Source organism: Tissierella sp. MB52-C2 (genome assembly GCF_030931715.1).
Lineage (GTDB): Bacteria > Bacillota > Clostridia > Tissierellales > Tissierellaceae > Tissierella.
The window spans coordinates 1,461,971-1,480,961 of sequence record NZ_CP133261.1 but is presented as its reverse complement, the minus strand read 5'-3'; the positions used below and the strand labels follow the sequence as shown (position 1 = coordinate 1,480,961).

The 18,991-nt window shown below is 29.6% G+C and carries 17 protein-coding genes; 2 read left to right on the top strand and 15 right to left on the bottom strand.

Going from position 1 to position 18,991, the window contains the following annotated elements:
* Window positions 1-101: 101 nt before the first annotated feature.
* From RBU61_RS07230 to RBU61_RS07220, 3 genes are all read right to left on the bottom strand, one after another.
* A complete protein-coding gene (locus tag RBU61_RS07230) occupies window positions 102-851 on the bottom strand; it encodes a peptidylprolyl isomerase (protein ID WP_308878961.1) in 750 nt (249 codons plus the stop codon).
* A gap of 125 nt (window positions 852-976) precedes the next feature.
* Complete coding sequence (locus tag RBU61_RS07225) at window positions 977-1,174, bottom strand: cold shock domain-containing protein (RefSeq protein ID WP_154441800.1); 198 nt, start codon at window positions 1,172-1,174, stop codon at window positions 977-979.
* Window positions 1,175-1,408: 234 nt separating this feature from the next.
* A complete protein-coding gene (locus RBU61_RS07220; RefSeq protein WP_374212518.1) occupies window positions 1,409-1,834 on the bottom strand; it encodes a methylglyoxal synthase in 426 nt (141 codons plus the stop codon).
* A gap of 221 nt (window positions 1,835-2,055) precedes the next feature.
* On the opposite strand from RBU61_RS07220, the gene RBU61_RS07215 reads away from it, so the two are divergent.
* Window positions 2,056-2,553, top strand: a complete 498-nt coding sequence (locus RBU61_RS07215) for a hypothetical protein (protein ID WP_308878959.1) — start codon at window positions 2,056-2,058, stop codon at window positions 2,551-2,553.
* Between the two features lie 48 nt (window positions 2,554-2,601).
* Here the strand turns inward: RBU61_RS07215 and RBU61_RS07210 are convergent, their stop codons facing one another.
* The 9 genes from RBU61_RS07210 to RBU61_RS07170 all read right to left on the bottom strand — a co-directional run bounded on the left by RBU61_RS07210 (window position 2,602) and on the right by RBU61_RS07170 (window position 15,408).
* Window positions 2,602-3,351, bottom strand: coding sequence for an acyl-ACP thioesterase domain-containing protein (locus RBU61_RS07210; protein ID WP_308878958.1), 750 nt, complete (start codon window positions 3,349-3,351; stop codon window positions 2,602-2,604).
* A 51-nt stretch (window positions 3,352-3,402) separates the two neighbouring features.
* A complete protein-coding gene (locus RBU61_RS07205) occupies window positions 3,403-4,761 on the bottom strand; it encodes an MATE family efflux transporter (protein WP_308878957.1) in 1,359 nt (452 codons plus the stop codon).
* 139 nt (window positions 4,762-4,900) lie between these two features.
* The gene (locus RBU61_RS07200) at window positions 4,901-5,176 is read right to left on the bottom strand and encodes a hypothetical protein (RefSeq protein ID WP_308878956.1); all 276 of its coding nucleotides are present in this window, start codon (window positions 5,174-5,176) and stop codon (window positions 4,901-4,903) included.
* Window positions 5,177-5,283: 107 nt separating this feature from the next.
* Complete coding sequence (locus RBU61_RS07195) at window positions 5,284-6,651, bottom strand: sodium-dependent transporter (protein WP_308878955.1); 1,368 nt, start codon at window positions 6,649-6,651, stop codon at window positions 5,284-5,286.
* A gap of 211 nt (window positions 6,652-6,862) precedes the next feature.
* Window positions 6,863-8,983 carry an MASE3 domain-containing protein gene (locus RBU61_RS07190; protein WP_308878954.1) on the bottom strand — a complete coding sequence of 707 codons (2,121 nt, stop codon included), beginning with the start codon at window positions 8,981-8,983 and terminating at the stop codon, window positions 6,863-6,865.
* Window positions 8,984-9,199: 216 nt separating this feature from the next.
* Window positions 9,200-12,406: an FtsX-like permease family protein gene (locus RBU61_RS07185; protein ID WP_308878953.1), complete on the bottom strand. Its 3,207-nt coding sequence runs from the start codon at window positions 12,404-12,406 to the stop codon at window positions 9,200-9,202.
* Window positions 12,406-13,110, bottom strand: a complete 705-nt coding sequence (locus tag RBU61_RS07180; protein WP_308878951.1) for an ABC transporter ATP-binding protein — start codon at window positions 13,108-13,110, stop codon at window positions 12,406-12,408. Before RBU61_RS07180 ends, RBU61_RS07185 begins: the two co-directional genes overlap by 1 nt.
* A gap of 485 nt (window positions 13,111-13,595) precedes the next feature.
* Window positions 13,596-14,357, bottom strand: coding sequence for a methyltransferase domain-containing protein (locus RBU61_RS07175; RefSeq protein WP_308878950.1), 762 nt, complete (start codon window positions 14,355-14,357; stop codon window positions 13,596-13,598).
* Window positions 14,358-14,646: 289 nt separating this feature from the next.
* On the bottom strand, window positions 14,647-15,408 hold the full coding sequence (locus RBU61_RS07170; protein WP_308878949.1) for a MerR family transcriptional regulator: 762 nt from the start codon (window positions 15,406-15,408) through the stop codon (window positions 14,647-14,649).
* Window positions 15,409-15,559: 151 nt separating this feature from the next.
* Between RBU61_RS07170 and RBU61_RS07165 the strand changes: the two genes are divergently transcribed.
* The gene (locus RBU61_RS07165) at window positions 15,560-15,868 is read left to right on the top strand and encodes a hypothetical protein (RefSeq protein WP_308878948.1); all 309 of its coding nucleotides are present in this window, start codon (window positions 15,560-15,562) and stop codon (window positions 15,866-15,868) included.
* A 53-nt stretch (window positions 15,869-15,921) separates the two neighbouring features.
* On the opposite strand, the gene RBU61_RS07160 is transcribed toward RBU61_RS07165, so the two are convergent.
* The 3 genes from RBU61_RS07160 to RBU61_RS07150 all read right to left on the bottom strand — a co-directional run bounded on the left by RBU61_RS07160 (window position 15,922) and on the right by RBU61_RS07150 (window position 18,967).
* Window positions 15,922-16,608 carry a P-II family nitrogen regulator gene (locus RBU61_RS07160; protein WP_308878947.1) on the bottom strand — a complete coding sequence of 229 codons (687 nt, stop codon included), beginning with the start codon at window positions 16,606-16,608 and terminating at the stop codon, window positions 15,922-15,924.
* Window position 16,609: 1 nt separating this feature from the next.
* Window positions 16,610-18,082 (bottom strand): DUF1538 domain-containing protein, encoded by a 1,473-nt coding sequence (locus RBU61_RS07155; RefSeq protein ID WP_308879788.1) that lies wholly within the window; start codon window positions 18,080-18,082, stop codon window positions 16,610-16,612.
* A gap of 216 nt (window positions 18,083-18,298) precedes the next feature.
* A complete protein-coding gene (locus tag RBU61_RS07150; protein WP_308878946.1) occupies window positions 18,299-18,967 on the bottom strand; it encodes an N-acetylmuramoyl-L-alanine amidase in 669 nt (222 codons plus the stop codon).
* Between the last annotated feature and the right edge of the window lie 24 nt (window positions 18,968-18,991).

The window sequence follows — 18,991 nt, the reverse complement described above, 5'->3', positions numbered from 1 at the left end:
CGAAAGAAACATTTATTGGATAATATGTAGTTAGTCTATAAAAAAAGTCCTATACTTTTCTAAATAAAAAAAGAGAGATCTAAGATCTCTCTTTAAAAAATTTACATATTATTTTTCACTTCATATTTTTGTTTTAATTCATTTGTCTTATTTATATATGCCTGTTGTTGCTTTGTTCCTAGAACTTGTTGAGTTACTTGATCTTTAATTTCGTCAAAGGAACTTAATCCTTCTGCATTTTTATTTATTAACTTAATTATATGATAGCCAAATTGTGTTTTTATTGGTTCTGAAATGCTATTCACTTCCATATTAAAAGCAGCATCTTCAAATTCCGGAACCATCTGACCTCTACCGAATTCTCCTAGATTTCCACCTTGTGCCTTAGAAGGACAAGTTGAATAGTTCTTTGCAGCATCTTCAAAAGACATACCAGCTTCTATTTCTTTTATTATCTCTTTTGCTTTTTCTTCCTCTTCCACTAAGATATGACTAGCAACTACAGTTTCAGGTTTTTTAAAGTTTTCTTTATTTTCATTATAAAACTCTAAAGCTTCACCTTCTGTTACTGATATTCCAGATAAAAGTTGATTTAATGCATATTGTTTAAGTAATCCTTCTTTAACTCTTTCTACTTCCTTTATAAAATTCTCATCTTTATCTAGTGCATTTTCTTTTGCATCTAAATACATTACTTCTTGATTTATTAGTTCATCTACTACTCTTTTCATACCTTCTGGTGATTGAAACTGCATTGCCATTTGAGGTCCTAAGTCATTAAGAAATTTAAGTACAGTATCCTCTGTTATTTCCTTTCCATTTACTACTGCAAGAACTCTTTTTTCGCTCATATCTATTCTCCTTTTGTCTATATTTAAAACATTACCTTTACTAAAGGTAACATATAGGTTTTTTGTTGTCAACACAGAAAACCCCTTAAAGATAATCTTTAAGGGGTATAAGTATCCGTTTTTTACTAGATAATAGTTATATTCTCAGCTTGTAATCCTTTAGCGCCTTCTACAACGTTGAATTCAACTTCTTGGCCTTCTTCTAAAGTTTTGAAACCATCTTTGTTGATTTGTGAGAAGTGAGCGAATACATCGTTTCCTTCTTCAGTAGTAATAAATCCAAATCCTTTTTCTGCATTAAACCATTTTACTGTACCTTTCATTGCATATACCTCCGAAATTTTATTTCTTTAATTCTTTGTAAAAATACCAACAATAAAATTTCCTTACTATATGCAGATAAAATATGTTACCTGAGAAATTATTGTGTATTGATTATTTACTTTCGAATTAAAGCTACAACCTAATATTACCATACTATAACCTAGATTGCAACTATATTTATATGATTTTTAGTTGAATTTTATTCATATAATTTATATTTTACAAGTTTTACTTTATTTTTTAGACTTATTGAAGTCAATAATCCCTCTTGTATACTCCTCATTCATAATTGGGGAAGATATAATATAATCTGCAGAAGACTTATTATTTGCAACTGGAATATCATATAATACAGCTATTCTTAAAAGTGCCTTCACATCAGGATCATGGGGTTGAGCTTCCAATGGATCCCAGAAAAAAATCATCATATCAATATCACCTTCAACAATACGTGAGCCTATCTGCTGATCTCCACCTAGTGGACCAGATTTAAATCCTTTAACATCTAGTCCTGTACGTTCACTTATTCGCTTTGCAGTAGTTCCAGTCCCACATAAAAAATGATTTGACAATTTATCTTTATTTTCCTTTACCCAATTTATTAAATCTTCCTTTCTATTGTCATGGGCAATAAGAGCAATATTCTTTCGCTTATTCATTTGTACTCTCAAAATTCTATCCTCCTTAGACTTAATTCTACCAAGTAATAATTATTTTTACTTTATTTATTTATTTTATCACTAAATTGGGTAAAATTATATAGAAGAAAGATATATGTTTAAATTATAACAAAACTTTCTTTTAATGGCTTTTAATGTTATCATATTCATGTGTTTACTTACGTTGTTAAACAAATTTAATAGATAAAGGAGCGTTTTAAATGAACTCAATGATTCAAAAATACGTAGATCAAGGATTTATGACTGAAGCTGAAGGTAATTATATTGATGAAGCTATTCAAAAAAAAGAATCTGTTATAGTATCTGGTCATAGATCAGCTGGTATAAGACCTTTGATGGCGGCTTTAATGGCTGTAGCAAAGGGTAGCTTCAAATCTGTACAGGTAAAAGGATTTGATGATTTAAACAATGATGTTGAATATTTCTTAATACCTGGATTAGATAACTTAGATTTTGAAAAGTTAATTGGTGAAGCAATGGCAAAACCAAATACATCCTTTATAAGTTTAAAAGAACCAGAGCATCCTTACTCTCTACTAAAACTATTGAGAGAAGTTTATAAGCAAAATGGAGATACTTCTAAGGTATATCATATGTTAGAATGTTCTAAAATTGATGATGTTCCTAAGCTAACTAAAATCACAAGAATGAGTTTAGGTGAAAAAGGTAAAGTAATAAAAGTAGATTTTGAAGGATAATTAAAAATAATTCCGATTTCTGAAGCCTGGCTTCAAAAATCGGAATTATTATTTTATATCTATCCACTTAGTCATACCTAGGGCATGAACTTCTCCTGTATTACTATCTATAATCTTGTGAATAAAGCCTTTCTCATGAATTTCTTCATCTAATATATTAATTCCTGCCAATATGGTATTTCCATATACTGTTTCTTTTTTATACAATAATTCAAATTCACTTAATCTATAATTTTCATAAATATTATCTGGAACAGTCTCTAATATCCATGAAAGATATTTAGTATTATTTACATGGTTATTATAATCAATATCAGACCTTCTTACATGAAAATCTATATTCTCTTCTATTTCTATTTCTTTTTTAAAGTCATAAAAATCATCAAAAGTTGTTTCCTCAACAGGTTTAGCTATTTCAAGAAACTCCGCTGGAATTCTAACGGGTTTCTTTTTATTCATATCGATAAATATCCATACAGTAGATGCCCTTCCTATTTCATTATCTTCTTCATCATATATTATAAATTCTCTATTGGCATAAAATCTATCCATCTTTGATGTCCAAGTTTCTATAGATATTTTTTCTTTTACTTTTGGATACTTATGTATTTTTACTTTCCATCTATTCAGCATCCATGCACAATTTAATTCTTGAAGTTTTTTAGAATTAAATCCTAAATAATCAGTATGGGCACCAGATGTTTCACCTAAATACTCTAGTAAAGATACTTGTCTTATTCTTCCATTCTTATCTGATTCATAGTATGGTATTTCAAAGGTTTTTCGATATTTCTTCATAAATCATCAACTCCTTTATACATAAATCTTTTACCTAAATCATAATAAAAATTAGTTTTCTGTAATATTTCTAATCCATTTTTTAGACTTTACTCTTGGGAAACCTATTACTGCCTTAACTATTTCTTCAAAGGATACTAATATAAATACTATATAAACTGGCATTTTAAATAGTAATACTCCCATAAAAGCTAAAGGCACACCTATTAACCATACTGCTCCCATTTCAAGATACATGGAAAAGTTAGTATCTCCCCCACCCCTAAGGACTCCAACAATTAAGGTTGAATTAAAAGTTCTTATGAAATAAAACATTCCTCCAATAATTATTAATTTTCTAGATAAATTATATACATCTGAGTCTAAGTTTCTAAATAGTTTTAATGTTAAATCTGGAGTTAAGGCTAAAACTCCACCTAGTATTAATCCAGCCAATGTAGACATGATTAAAAACTGAATCGCGTAATCATAGGATTCCTCCTCATCTCCCGCACCAATTTTGTTACCTACCATAACAGTACAAGCATTGGCTAGTCCCCGTACTAATACAAAAAAAACATTTTGAATAGTACTTGAAACTTGAACTGCTGCTGTGGCGTCTTCTCCAATTCTTGCATAGGCTGCAGAATACATGACTTGTCCCAAGGCCCATAATGCTTCATTTATTATTACAGGAGATATAGTTCTTAAATACCTCTTAATGAAATCCTTTGTCCAGCTAAACAGCTCACTTAATTTAGCAGCTAGAGGCTCTATATCCTTATATATAAAATAAAGTATAAAAACAATTTCAACTATCCTAGCAATTAATGTTCCATAGGCCGCACCCTTTACACCTAGTTCTGGAAAACCAAATTTACCGAAGATAAGTAAATAATTAAAAACAGTATTAGTTATAAATGAAAAACCTGCTACCACCATAGGCATATTGGCTTTTCCTATACTTCTAGATGCTATACTGTAAGCAAATGATATTCCAGTTATTATATAAGATAGCGACACTACTCTAAGATAATCACTGCCTAGTTTAACTACCATAGGTTCTTTTATGAAAAATCTCATTACTGTTTCAGGGAAGAATAATGCTATTATTGTAAATAATAATCCTGCAATAGCACTAAAACTAACTGCTAACCCCAACACCCTCTTAATATTTTCTGTGTCTTTTTTCCCCCAATATTGAGAAATAAAAATAGAAGATCCACTATTAATTCCAAAGATGATCAAAGAATAAAAAAAGAATAGCTGATTTGCTAAACCTACTGCAGCTATACTTGATTTACCAAGTTCAGATATCATTAAGGTATCTACCATATTTAATGAAGAAGTTATTAAGTTTTGTAATGCAATTGGAATCGCAATTACTAACATATCCTTTAAAAATTTCTTATCCTGCCAAATTCTTTCCATCTATTACCTCCCAATATATATTTAAAGCATAAAATAAGCTTTCCATGGTACATTATACAATATTTAAGCAGACTTTTGTATAATTTATCAAAAATATCTTTTATATAAATATAAGGATGCTATTTAGCATCCTTATATTTTAGTGTCTACTGTATGTTGTATGTTCATTTCCTAGATAACTAATGTTTGCATAAATCCTTACCATATCGTCTTCCAGATCATGTTTTATTCGAATATTAGTTGCCCTACCATCATCTCCTCGTCTTATCAGATGATGATTTATAATCTCTGAAGCTATTTCTTCATTATATTCAGCATTATATACTTTGTTATAGTCATCAGCTGTCATTTCTAATACTGATTCATGAACTCCATCTTTTACAACTCTTCTTTCACTAATATTATTGAATAACATAATTTATCCTCCTTATTATTAGAATTTAAATACCACTTAGTAGTATCTTCTCTCTAAAGAAGTTTTTTATGTTATTTTTATAATATTTTTAGACTTTATTATTTAAATTAATTACCTAGCCATCTATCTAATAATCCTAATGAACTTAGTAATACTATGAATATTGCAACAGGTGCTAAATACTTTATTAGTACTACCCAAAGCTTTTCAAGTTTAAATTTTACATTTGGACTTTTCTTTACTTCTTTTATGGCTTCATCCACACCCCAAACATATCCTAAGAATATGGCCATTAGAAAGCCGCCTATAGGCATCAATATGTTAGATGTAAAGAAGTCTAAGGAATCAAATATATTTAAATTCAATATAGGGACTTTAAAATCTGCAAGGGCTCCCATAGATAAAGAAGCAAAGATTCCAATTACAAACATAACAACTGAATTTATAGTAACAGATTTATTTCTTGACCATTTAAGCTGGTCAATACAATATGCTGTTGATACTTCCAATAATGAAATTGCTGAAGTAATAGCTGCAAATAATACTAAAACAAAGAAAATCACACCAAATACTGCTCCAAGAGGCATGGCTTCAAATACAGCCGGTAAAGTTACAAACATAAGACCAGGTCCCTGAGTAGGCTCAAATCCAAAAGCAAATACTGCAGGAAGAACAGCAAATCCTGCTAATAACGCTACTGCTGTATCTAATCCAGGTATTATCAAGGCATTTTTTTCTAAATTCTCATCACCCTTTAAATAGCTGCCATAAGTAATTAAAGCACCCATACCTAAACTTAGAGAGAAAAACACCTGACCTAATGCATCAACAAGTACCTTTGCGTTAAATTTACTAAAATCAGGTTTTAAATAATAGGCAAGCCCTTGAGAAGCATCTTTAAGTGTAACTGATCTTATTACTACTACTATAAGCATAATAAATAATGCAGGCATCATAATCTTACTTGCCTTCTCTATTCCATCAGATATTCCTTTAAATACTATTGCTACAGTTAAAATCATAAATATTCCATGGTAAATTAAGGGCTCTATAGGTGCTCCTATGAAGTTTCCAAAATATGCAGCCTTATCTGCACCGATTGCACCTGTTAAAGTGGCTACAACATACTTAATAACCCACCCTCCTACAACGCCATAATAAGATAAAATTAAAAATGCAGTTATAATTCCTATTGAGCCTAAAAACCCCCAGTTTTTATTAAGCTTTTTATATGCTCCATAGGGGTCTAGCTGTGTCTTTCTACCAATGATCATCTCTCCCAACATCATAGTAAATCCAACTAAGACAACCATTAGTAAATATACAACAACAAATATAGCTCCACCATTTTTTCCCGCTAGATATGGAAACTTCCATAGATTACCTAGACCTACTGCTGAACCTGCTGCTGCCATAATGAATCCAAAACTTGAGCCCCAAGAACCCCTTTCTTGATCCTTAGTTTTGTTATCCATAATATCCCTCCTTTTTGTTTTTATATTATATTTATTGATTTTAATGATTATACTACATTTGAACATCAAAGTAAATGAATTTTGGCACTATTCTGCAAATTTAATTTATGTCAAAGTTTTAAATTTTACGGACATAAAAAAAACATCTATAAATCTTAACTATAGATGATTTTTTAAATTTTTATCTTTATAATCAGTAACAGAGACTAAGCTAATATTCTTTACTTAGCTCATATATATCAGAAAACTCTATGTTTATTTTATCTACATTTATTTCTCTTGACATACATTGAATATGATTTTTATTATTAGATTCAACTTTATATACTGGTAATCTAATGGTAAATGTGCTTCCCTTATTTATCTCACTATCTAAAGATATATTTCCACCATGCATTTCTATAATTGACTTTACTATTGATAACCCTATACCGCTGCCTTCTTTTCTTCTTCTTAGGGTTGAATCCACTTGTCTAAACCTATCAAAAATTGTTTCTGTCATTTCCTTTGGTATTCCCACCCCATTATCTTTAACTATTATGAAAAATAAACTATTTTTTTCTCTAATACTTACTTCGATTTTTCCACCAGGCTCCACATATTTTACAGAATTGGATAGCAAATTCAGCATAACTCTTTCTAACTTATCTGCATCACAAGCCATTACCCTCTCTTCTATTTCTGTATCAAATTCTATGGATATACCCTTACTCCTACAGTACTCTACAACAGATAACGTAATATCTTCTATAATGGAAACAATATTATAATTTTCAAGGTTCATCTTCATAAACCCTGCATCAATTTTAGTAATATCTATAAGATTACTGGAGAGCTTAATCAATCTATAGGAGTTTTGTTTTATCATCTTAATATATTTATTAATACTATCCTTATCTATATCTTTTTCTTCACCATTAGTAATATGAGGAAATAATTGAGTTACTCCCAATATAATATTTAAAGGAGTTCTAAATTCATGGGAAATTGTAGAAAAGAAGTTAGTTTTTAATTCATCAATTTCTTTTGCCTTTTCTAACAATGCTTGCTTTATTTCAACTTGTTTCTGTAACTCTATAACTTTATTCCTCTGGGTAATATCTCTAAAGCTGATTATCTTTCCAATTGGTACATCCTTTTCTATAAAGGGAAATACAGAAGCCTCTATAACTCTTTCATCCTTTAAATGTAAATCACAAATATTAAAATCTCCTTCAGTCCATAATTTTTCAGTGAAAAACTTTATATCGTCAGGATACTTTAGCTGCTTCTCTGCAACAGAAATTAATTTTTGATGATCTCCGCTATAAATCGCTTCACTTGAAGTATTCCATATTTCCATAAGAAGCTTATTAGCATGAATAACTTCATTATCATCCCCCATGACTAAAATCCCATTTGTTGATGCTTCTAATATAGCATCTAGTAATTCCCTTTTTCTTAAATTCTCTATCTCTAATTTCTTCATTTCCTCACATTTTAATTTAAGTTGATGTACTAGATTTTCTAAATTTCCATTTTTTCTATCTAAAAGTATATTCAGCTCAATTAAGTCTAAATGAGGTTCTTGTATACTTGAACGAACTATTGCTATGTAAATAAAATAAAAAGCTGCAAATTTAAATGCATGTCCTATTACACCTGATAATTCATATACGCGTACATATTTAGTAAAAAAAACTTCCGATAAAATTGTAGATAATAAAGAATAAATTATATATTTATTGGTTTTGTCCAATGTTTTAGGATTTGTATTGAAAAAATATATAATCTTCAATAATAATATTCCACAAATTATATATTCACTTATTATCTTAAAAGTTGTTAAACCTGAGCCTTCAACAAAACAATCAGGAAAAACTTTAAAATAAAATATTGATAGAAATAAGATTATAGAAATAATTGAGTATATAACAAATGTATATCTAATATCAATTTTCTTATTTAAAAATATAGTAGAAACTAAAAAAGATATGCTTTGCATATACCTTGACACAATCCATAATTGTGTTGGGATATTGACCGTATCATCTCCCATAATACTCATTCCCTTATATGTAATTAAATGAGCTAAATCAAAGCAAGCTATAAATCCAAAGACCACACCTAAAAATAAAACTCTATTATCTTTATTAGTCCTATAAGTATTTAGAGCTATGGTCGCCATTAAAAATCCAATTATCACACAAACTAATTCTATTAAGGTATGATAGATTAAAAAACTTTTTTTTCCTACATATATAGAGCCAACTAAAAAAATCATAAAACCTAAAATCTTTTTTACTATGTTTTCATTTCCAAATCCTAATAATGTATATTTTATACTTTCCATCCCCTCTATTTCCTCCTAGCATTTATAAAAATAAACCCAAAATATATTATACAAAATATTTTTGTAGTATTTTGTCATAACTTGGACTTAATAAAACTTTTTTCGTGATACGAAATAAAATATAAGCCCTTATTAAAATTTTTTTTAATAAGGGCTTTGACATATAACCGAAATCTTATCTACTTATTAGTATAACTCTTATGCTAATAAATCCTTCTAATCCACTGATTTTAGCGATTCTACCATTTCTACTTTTTTAAGTTTATAATACATTGCAAAGTTTACAAGAATTGCAAAAATCAAAGTTAATAATATGGAGAAAATATAGCTCTTCCACTCTAATTTAAGTCCAAACATTATATTATCCATTTCAACTGTTGTCATTATAAACCTATGCAAGAATATTCCCATTATAAGCCCTGCCAAGGCTCCAATAACAGTTAATATTGTATTTTCTCTATAGATATATACTGATACCTCATTATCATAAAACCCCAAAACCTTTATGGTGGCAATTTCCCTTATTCTTTCAGATATATTCACATTAGTTAAATTATATAAAACCACAAAAGCTAAAACTCCAGCTGAAATAATCATAACTACAACTACATAGTTTAAACTTCTAATCGTATCTTCAAAATTTTCTTTAATGGAAGTATTAAAGCTTACACTATTTATTCCTTCCTGCTTTATTAACGCCCTAGATAACTTATCTTCAAACTCTTTAGATGTATCAGATAAAGTTCCAATGGCCTCATTAAATTCCACTTTTTCTTGAAATACTTCTTCATAATAGCTAGGAGATATATATACATAATTAAAAGTATAATTTTCTGTAATTCCTGTTATTTTAGCTCTAGCCTCATATTTTTCATTATTAACTAAAGTTATCTCATCTCCTATATCCACGTCCAAGGCTTTACTTATTTGTTCAGTTATTACTACTCCCTTTTCCTCTATATTAAGTTTTTTCTCTCCTTTACGACTTTGAAGCTGAATAAACTTATCTATATTAGCTGTATTCCTTGGAGTAATTATTGATATATCTTTTTCTATTGTATCTGATATAATAGTTCCGCTTTCTCTTGAAATTAGTTCATAATCTATTATATCCTTGTTTTCTTTTAAATGTTTTTCTTCACCGTTTTCTAATCCCACAGTCATATCATAAGTAAATAAAACTCCAAATTGCCTATTCACTATGGTTTTAATAGAATCCTTTATTCCAAAAGCCGTAAGCATTAAGGCTGTACAACCTGCTATTCCAAACACAGTCATAAAAAATCTTCTTTTATATCTAAATATATTTCGAATACTTACTTTATAACTAAAATTAAATTTATTCCAAATAAAAGGTATCTTTTCAAGAAGTATTCTTTTTCCTAGTCTAGGTGCCTTTGGTCGCATTAGAGAAGATGCATTTTCTTTTAGCTCATTATTACAGGCAACAAATGTAGTTATTGTTGTTAAACCTATGGCTCCTAAAGATATAGAACTAGCTAGAAGTATATTAAATTTAAGTATAACAGGTGGTAATATATACATAATTCCATAAGCATTAAATATAACTGTTGGAAACAATGTATATCCTATGGCAATTCCAATTATAGACCCTAATACTGTTGCCGTTAGGGCATAGAAAATATATTTAAATGCAATATCACCTTTATTGTAGCCCAGCGCCTTCAGAGTCCCTATATTTGTCCTCTGTTCATCTACCATCCTTGTCATAGTAGTTAGACATACTAATGCAGCAACTAAGGCAAAGAAAACTGGGAATACTTGAGATATGGCATCTATTCTATCTGCAGCACCACCGTAATCTACATAGGAATAATGGGATTTTCTGTCTAAAACATACCATTTAGCCTTTTCTATTTTCTTTAAATCATTTTCGCCTTCTTGTATTTTCTTCCAAGCATCTTCCAATTCCTTATGAGCCTTTTCTTTGGAAATATTATATTCTTTTTCTCCTTCTGCTAAATCCTTTTTTCCTGTCTCAAGCTTTTCTCTAGCTTTTTGAAATTCTAAAACAGCTTCTTGTTCACCTTTTTTAAAGTTCGTCTTTTCAATCTCTATTCTTTTCCTTGAGGAATTTAATAATTCCCTATTTTTTTCAAGTTCTTTTTCTGCCCCTATGATTTTCGCTTTATTCTTTGCTAATTCTAATTTGCCGTTTTCAATTGCTTCTTTTGTTTTTTGTAAAATACCTTGTGAAGTTTGCAGCTCTATAATTAATTTTTCTTTTTCTGCTTCTGTAATTAAAGGATTTTCTAAGCCAAGATTGATTTGTACTATTTGCTTTTCTAAGAGAGTTATACTTTCTTCTCCCTTTCTTATTTCATTTTCAGCATCTATGAAACCATTCTCTGCTAATATCTTATTTTCATTAAAGGTTTCAAATCCTTTTTTATACTCCTCCTCACCTTTTAATATTTCATTTTCTCCTTGTTCAATTTTTTCTTTTCCTTCTTTTATCGATAAATTAAATTTTCTCTCATTATCTTTAAGTTCTTTTTCTCCATTATTTATTTCCTCTTTAGTCTCTTCTATTTCTCTTAAAGCATCTTCTAGTTTTTCCTCAGCATTTGCTTTCTCATCAAAATATTCTCTTTTACCTTTTTCTAATTCTTCCTGAGCATCTATTAAGATTTGGTTATATCTAATCTTCTCCCTTTCTTTGGCTAATTCTTTTATTTCCTCTATAACAGGATTGATTACATCAAAATATTGCTCCCCATAGGAATTTAATTTTTTTGCACCTTCTACAGTAAGAAATATATCTGTATATATATCTAGTTTAAAGTTTTCTTGAGGAATCATAATAAAATCTCTTACTTGACCATTTCCGATATCACTACTACCTTTTTCAAAGGATAAATAATATGGAGTTTGTACCGCACCCACTACTGTAAATTCTGTGTTTTTTAGACTCTCTGACAAATTTTCTTCTTTACCGGAGAAAAGCTTGATTTTAGAACCTATAGGAGCCTTTAAAAAATTCTCTTTACCCGCTTCAATTATACATTCATCAACTTTTTCTGGTAATCTTCCTTCTATTAGATTCATGCCATTTATCTGATTAGCTGAGGTAAATCCATGTACCCTAAGGACCACTTCTTTTTCATTATATTCTGCTAATGCGTCCATTGTATAAGTCCCTAGACTTTCTTTTATCCCTTTAATTTTATTTATTTCCTTTAAATCATCTTCTGTTAACCCTAAGGTAGACACTAGCCTTATATCCATTAAATTATAATCATCATAATATTTATCTGCCGTATATTCCATAACTTCTGGGGCAACCTTTACTCCTGAGAAAAATGCAACTCCAAGAGCAATAATGGCAACAATAGATATAAACCTGCCTAAAGATTTCCTAATATCTCTTATAATATCCTTGCATAATGCAGACTTTTTCACTACCACTCAATCCTTTCTACTGGAATAGGATTTTCATTTATGATTTGGCTTTCTATTTTTCCACTTTTAACTTTTATGACCTTATCACCCATAGGAGTTATGGCTAGGTTATGAGTTATTACAACTACTGTCATCCCCATTTCTCTACAGGTATCTTGAAGCAGTTTTAGGATAGATTTTCCTGTATTATAGTCTAGTGCACCTGTTGGTTCATCACATAAAAGCAACTTAGGGTTTTTAGCCAAGGCACGGGCTATGGCCACTCTCTGCTGCTCTCCACCTGATAATTGGGCAGGGAAGTTTCCCTTTCTATGACTAAGACCTACTGCATCTAAAACTTCCTCAGTATCTAAAGGATTATTACATATTTGAGTTGCCAATTCTACATTTTCTATGGCAGTTAAGTTTTGAACTAAATTATAAAATTGAAACACAAAACCTATATCGTGTCTTCTATAAGTTATAAGTTCTCTATCGGTAAAGGAAGTAATCTCCCTCTGATCTACAATAACCTTTCCAGATGTGGCAGTATCCATACCACCTAATATATTTAGTATCGTACTTTTTCCTGCACCACTGGATCCAGCTATGATTACAAATTCACCCTTATCTATGAAAAAGTCTGCTCCAGATAATGCCTCTGTTTGTACTTCTCCCATTTGATATATCTTTTTTACATTCTGAAATTCAATATATTTATTCATTTTCATACCTCTAGTCATTATATTTTTTCTTAGTTGATATTTTATTTGAAACAATAAAGTATCTTTAATATAGATTTTAACATATTTTCTTTTATATTAACTATAATTTATAAAAGAAAAAACGATTAATTTAAATTAATTGCTTAGATTATTGGCAAAAGGGTTCTGAAATAATTAACTATTTCAGAACCCTTTTGTATTTTAATAAAAATTACTATATATTCTACTTGCTCTACGCAGTTTTCCCATATATGCCTTCTCAATAATTTTGTATGATTTTTACTATTTGTACATTGATTAAGATATGGACAAACTTTGCATATTTTAGGATCACTTTTATACTCTTTATACTCCTCTCAATATGTATTTTATAAATTCACTAAACTTTGTTTTATTAATTTTTTCAAGCGCTTCACCATTATATAAATGATTATATGCTTCCACTAACTCTTTCAATATATTTTTTTAAATATATACCTTTATATTTACTTCATTTTACAGCAATTTAATACTGTTTCATAATCAAAAATTAATTTTTCATTATTACTATACTTTTCAAATAGAAGTTCAAACTCAGAAATCATATGATTAAATCTTGTATTTTCTTCATTTGGAATATATGAATATGATACTAAATCTCCTATTAATCTCTCTAAATTAAATACTTGAGGATTAGGGAATATTTCTTTATAAATTGTTTTTCCATCAAAGAAGGAAGGCAAATCTACTTTTAGTGAATTACTCAATTCTTCCTCTGAGTATCTTTCGACTAAATCCATATACTCATTCATAAATTTGTCATCACTAGATTTTCTTCTGTTACTGAAAATTACCACGAATCCCTGTGGTTTTAATATTTTTAAAAATTCTTTTTTAGTAGGTTCTGGTTCAAACCAATGAAATGCTTGCCCTGAAATAATTATATCTACCGATTCTGATTCTAATTTTGTATCTTCTGAATCTCCATCTATGGAATGGAAATTTCCATAACCAGTTAAATATTTCTCACCTGCTTCCCTCATTTGTACATTAGGTTCAATTCCGTATACTTGGTTTCCATTATCCAAAAATAATTTAGAAGAAATTCCTGTTCCAGAACCAATATCAGCAATAATATGCTCTTTAGTTAATCCAATTGCACTATTTAAAAACTTAATTATCTCCTTAGGATAATTAGGTCTATATTTTATATAGTTCTCAACACGATTGCTAAATCTAGATTTCGGATTAAATTCCTTCATTTCCATAATATCACCCACTATCAATTTTTATTATAATCATACATATTTTTTATTATACACAACTTTACAATTTATTTCACTTTGTAAATATTGAGCTATTAATATTAACCATTTTCTCCGTTCCTAACAATCAGGATGGTGCTAATGTTCTTCTTGAAAAGCTTCGTAATGATAACTTCTTAAAAAATGGGGTGTTAAAGTCTTTGTGCTGAACGCTAAACAGATTAATTCCTTATGTTTGCTTTAATATTTAAGAAAGGCTATAGATTAGTTACTTATCTACAACAATCTTATTTTAACTCATATTGATATAAATACGAACTGCATCTCTTAAAAATACTGCTAACCCAGGCTGCTCCTTATCATAATATGCCTTAAATCTTTCATCATCAACATACATTTGAGCAAGGTTAACATGTAATTCTTTGGTATAAGAATCACAAAAGTAGCTTAACCACTGGCGATGTAAATCTACTGCTTTTTGTGCTAGTTCTCCTCCTGGATCCTTAGTATCATATGCTGATTTTAATGTCTCCATCATATTAGAATTAAGTTTCTGTAACTCTTTATATTGTTCTTCAGTCATATTTTTTAGCATTTTATTTGATTTATCTACCTGCTCACTTCCATGCTTTTCCCTAGCTTCTTTTCCGAATTTCTCATCATTTTCACTAATCATTTTTTGTTTAAAGCCTTCAAATTTTTCTTGATCACTCATTTTAAATCTCCCTTCCTTTAATGCTATAGTCTTATCTACATTAGCTATCAATAAATCTATCTGATTTCTTTTTTCAAGGAGTTTTTCACGATGTTCTATAAGTGCAGCTGATTCATCAAAAGAAGTTGATGACACTATATCTTTTATACTCTCTAAATCCATACCTAATTCTCTATAGAATAATATCTGTTGTAATCTATCAACTTCCTCATTGCTGTATATTCGATATCCCGATGAATTAATTCTTGCTGACTTAAGAATTCCTATTTCATCATAATACCTAAGTGTTCTACTACTAATCCCTGCTAGATTAGCCAACCTTTGCACCGTATATTCCATTTCATTCACCTCCTTGTAAGTTTCCTATACACCTTTACGCTACGTCAAGGTCAATAGTTATCCTTGATTTTGTAATATATAATCTTAATAAAGTTAATAATATTAAATAACCCAAAGTTAAATCTTGCCATCTTAGAAAGGAATGTGAATTATGGATATTAATGAATCCTTGATATGTCCTAAATGCAAAGGAGTATATTTTGAAATTAAGAGGGAGGCTACTTATTTATATACATATAAATTAGAGACACCTTTGACAAAAAATTGGAGTGATGAAGATGAAACATTACCCTTTTTATTCGATAATAGGGAGTTATTAAGTAGTAATGAATATATTGAATGCAGAAATTGTGGTGCAATATATCCTTATGACCTATATAGTAATAATAAAATTCATTTTACGATTGTTCAAAAGGCAATACGATCTGACATTATTAAAGAACCTGAATTTCTTGGTTAAAATATATTAAAGCCAGTTAAGAAAATATAAGATTTCCTAACTGGCTTTAATATCTAACTTAAATCATTGTATTTAAATAATCCTGAAGTTTTATTAACATCCATAACAAACATTATACCTTTACCTGGTTCATCAATATCCATAGTTTCTTTTATGGATTTTATTATTATATCTGATTTTTCCTTTTCAATTATTATCATAACTACTTCTTTCTCCGGTTCAATATTCATCGAAAAAAACATAGTATTCTCATGTATTCCTGAGCCTCTTGCATTAATAATAGTTGCCCCTCTCGATCCTGCTGAAGTAGCGGCATCTACAACTTCTTCTCCAAGTCCTCTCTCTACTATAGTAAAAATCACTTCATATTCCATATTCTCTTGTCCTCCTGTTCTTGGATTAAAATTAGACCCCCCATAACTTTTTACACCTAAAACCTTCTTTACAGGTGAAGAGAAAATTATTCCATGGTTAGGTTTATTTAGATGAAACTTTTCAGTTAAAACTTCATGAATCTGATCTTCAAGTTTATCTTCTGAAATCATTAGTACTATTTCTTTCTTTGCTTCATCAAGTCCCAATATTTCTAAAATATGATTCTTAACTGTTCCTCTCCCTAAAAAAATAGTCCCTCCTGCCACACCAATTTTTTTTGCTTCCTTTAAAACCTTGCTTCCATTTCCCGAGTTTACTACAACAACTGATAAAACTAGTTCTTTATTGATCATATCTAATTCCAACTTAGCTCAACTCCTTTTTTCCAGCCTTACGTTCATATATTAATCCCAATATCTGTATAGCAATTAAAGGTGTCAGTGCTACCATAGCAATTACACCAAAAGCATCCATTAATACATCTGCCCCCTCTATTGCCTCTGCTACACCTTGAGCAAATGCCAATATAAAGGTAGCAGTCATTGGACCTGAGGCTACTCCACCTGAGTCAAAGGCAATACCTACAAATAGTTTAGGTGCAAAATAAGACAATGTTATTGCTAATAAATATCCTGGTACAAGAAAGTGCCATAATTTAATGCTAGGAATTAATATTCTTATCATAGAGAGAGATACTGCAACTGCAACTCCTATTGATAATGTATATAAGATTACTTTCTTTTTAATATGCCCACTAGTAACTTCTTCAATTTGTTCATTTAATACATATACTGCTGGTTCTGCAAATATTACTGTAAATCCAAGAACAAAGCCCATTGCTACAACAATCCAATTTCTATCAAGAGATGCAGCAGCATGTCCTATAGCAGTTCCTGCCTCCATAAACCCTGCATTTACTCCAGTTAAGAATAATACAAAGCCTATAAATGTATAAATCAAACCTTTTAAAATTTTATTAAGTTGTTTTTTAGATAGTTTAAAAAATATAATTTGAAATATAAAAAATAAGAATAATAATGGAATCATAGCCATTATAACTTCCATTGATATCACTGGTATTTCTTGTATGAAGGAAGCTAATATACCCTTCGTATTAACAGAGTGATAAGGTAAGCTTCCTGTTAGAGATTTTATGCCTGAAAACAGGCTCATTATAAGGACTGCCATCATAGGACCAGCAGAAGCTATGCCAACTAATCCAAAGCTTGATTCTTCAGATGCCTTTCCACCCTGTGTTGAAGACACACCTAAGCCTAGTGCCAGAATAAAGGGTACTGTCATTGAGCCTGTCGTGGCTCCACCTGAATCGAATGCTATTCCTAGAAATTCTTTAGGTGATAGGATTACTAGAAAAAATATTATGCCATATAATAGCGTTAAGAGTTTGTGTAATGGAATATTGAATATAATCCTTAATAATCCAACGGTAACTAATACACCTACTCCTATTGAAACTACAATTACAATACTTGTCTGGGATAGTACTCCAGAAGTTACTTCACTTACCTGTCTTGCCAGAACTAATAAGTCAGGTTCTGCAACATTTATAAAAAATCCAAGAATAAATCCAAAGATTATTATAAGCCAAATGTTTTTGGTTCTTGTTAGAGATGAACCCATTAAAGTGCCTATGGGCTGGATTCCTAACTCTGCCCCAAATAGAAATATAGCTAAACCAAATATAATAAATATTGCTCCAACTATAAACTTCCAAATTAAATTTGCTCCTATTGGGGCTATAGTGAAGTTTAGAATCAGCACCATAAGTGTAATTGGTAATACAGCAAATGTAACCTCTTTCAATTTCTGAGTCAACATATTCAAATAGTATCAGCATCCTTTCTGTATATAATATATATTTTCTAGTTTATAGATATTATATAATAGAGATTATTTCCATGTAAACCCTTTTTTTATTTCCCTAAAATCTTTTAATAAAACCAAGTCTAAATATAATCTAAAATTTAAAAAATTGAGGCATTATATTAATGCCTCAATTTGTATTCTTTTACTCATTATTTTGATCTTCTGACTTTATGAATTTAAACTAAAATATTTTTTTAATCCTTCTGCTATAGAACCTACTACTTTATTTTGGTAAGAATTAGTCAACAGAAGTTTTTCTTCATCTTCATTAGATAAAAAACCATACTCAATTATTATAGCTGGCATTTTAGTTTGATTTAGAACTATTAAATCCTCCCTATCTACAATCCCTTTATCAAGGGCTCCTGTATCTTTTACCATTTCATCTAATATCATCTGAGCTAATGTACTATTAGTGCCCTCTCTATTTGGATAATATAATACTTGAATACCATTTATATTATTATTATTTTCCATCGCATTACCATGAATACTAATAAATATCTCAGCTTTATTCTCATTAGCTATATCAGCCCTATGGTTATTATCTAAAAATTCATCAGTCTCTCTAGTTAGAATAACTTTATAACCCATAGATTTAAGCTTTTTGTACAATTTTTTACCTATTTCTAGATTGATATCCTTTTCATAATGATTGTTGACACTAATTGTGCCAGAATCTTTTCCACCATGTCCCGAATCTATAACTATTATCTTTTCTGATGAGATAAAACCTCTATTTAGAAAAGGAAGTCTTTGGAATACATTAAAAAAGATAACTATTAATACTATTAATGCTATGAGTAAAAAAAATGTTCTAATCCTACTAAATGCCATCTGTCTTTCCTCCAAGTGTCCTAA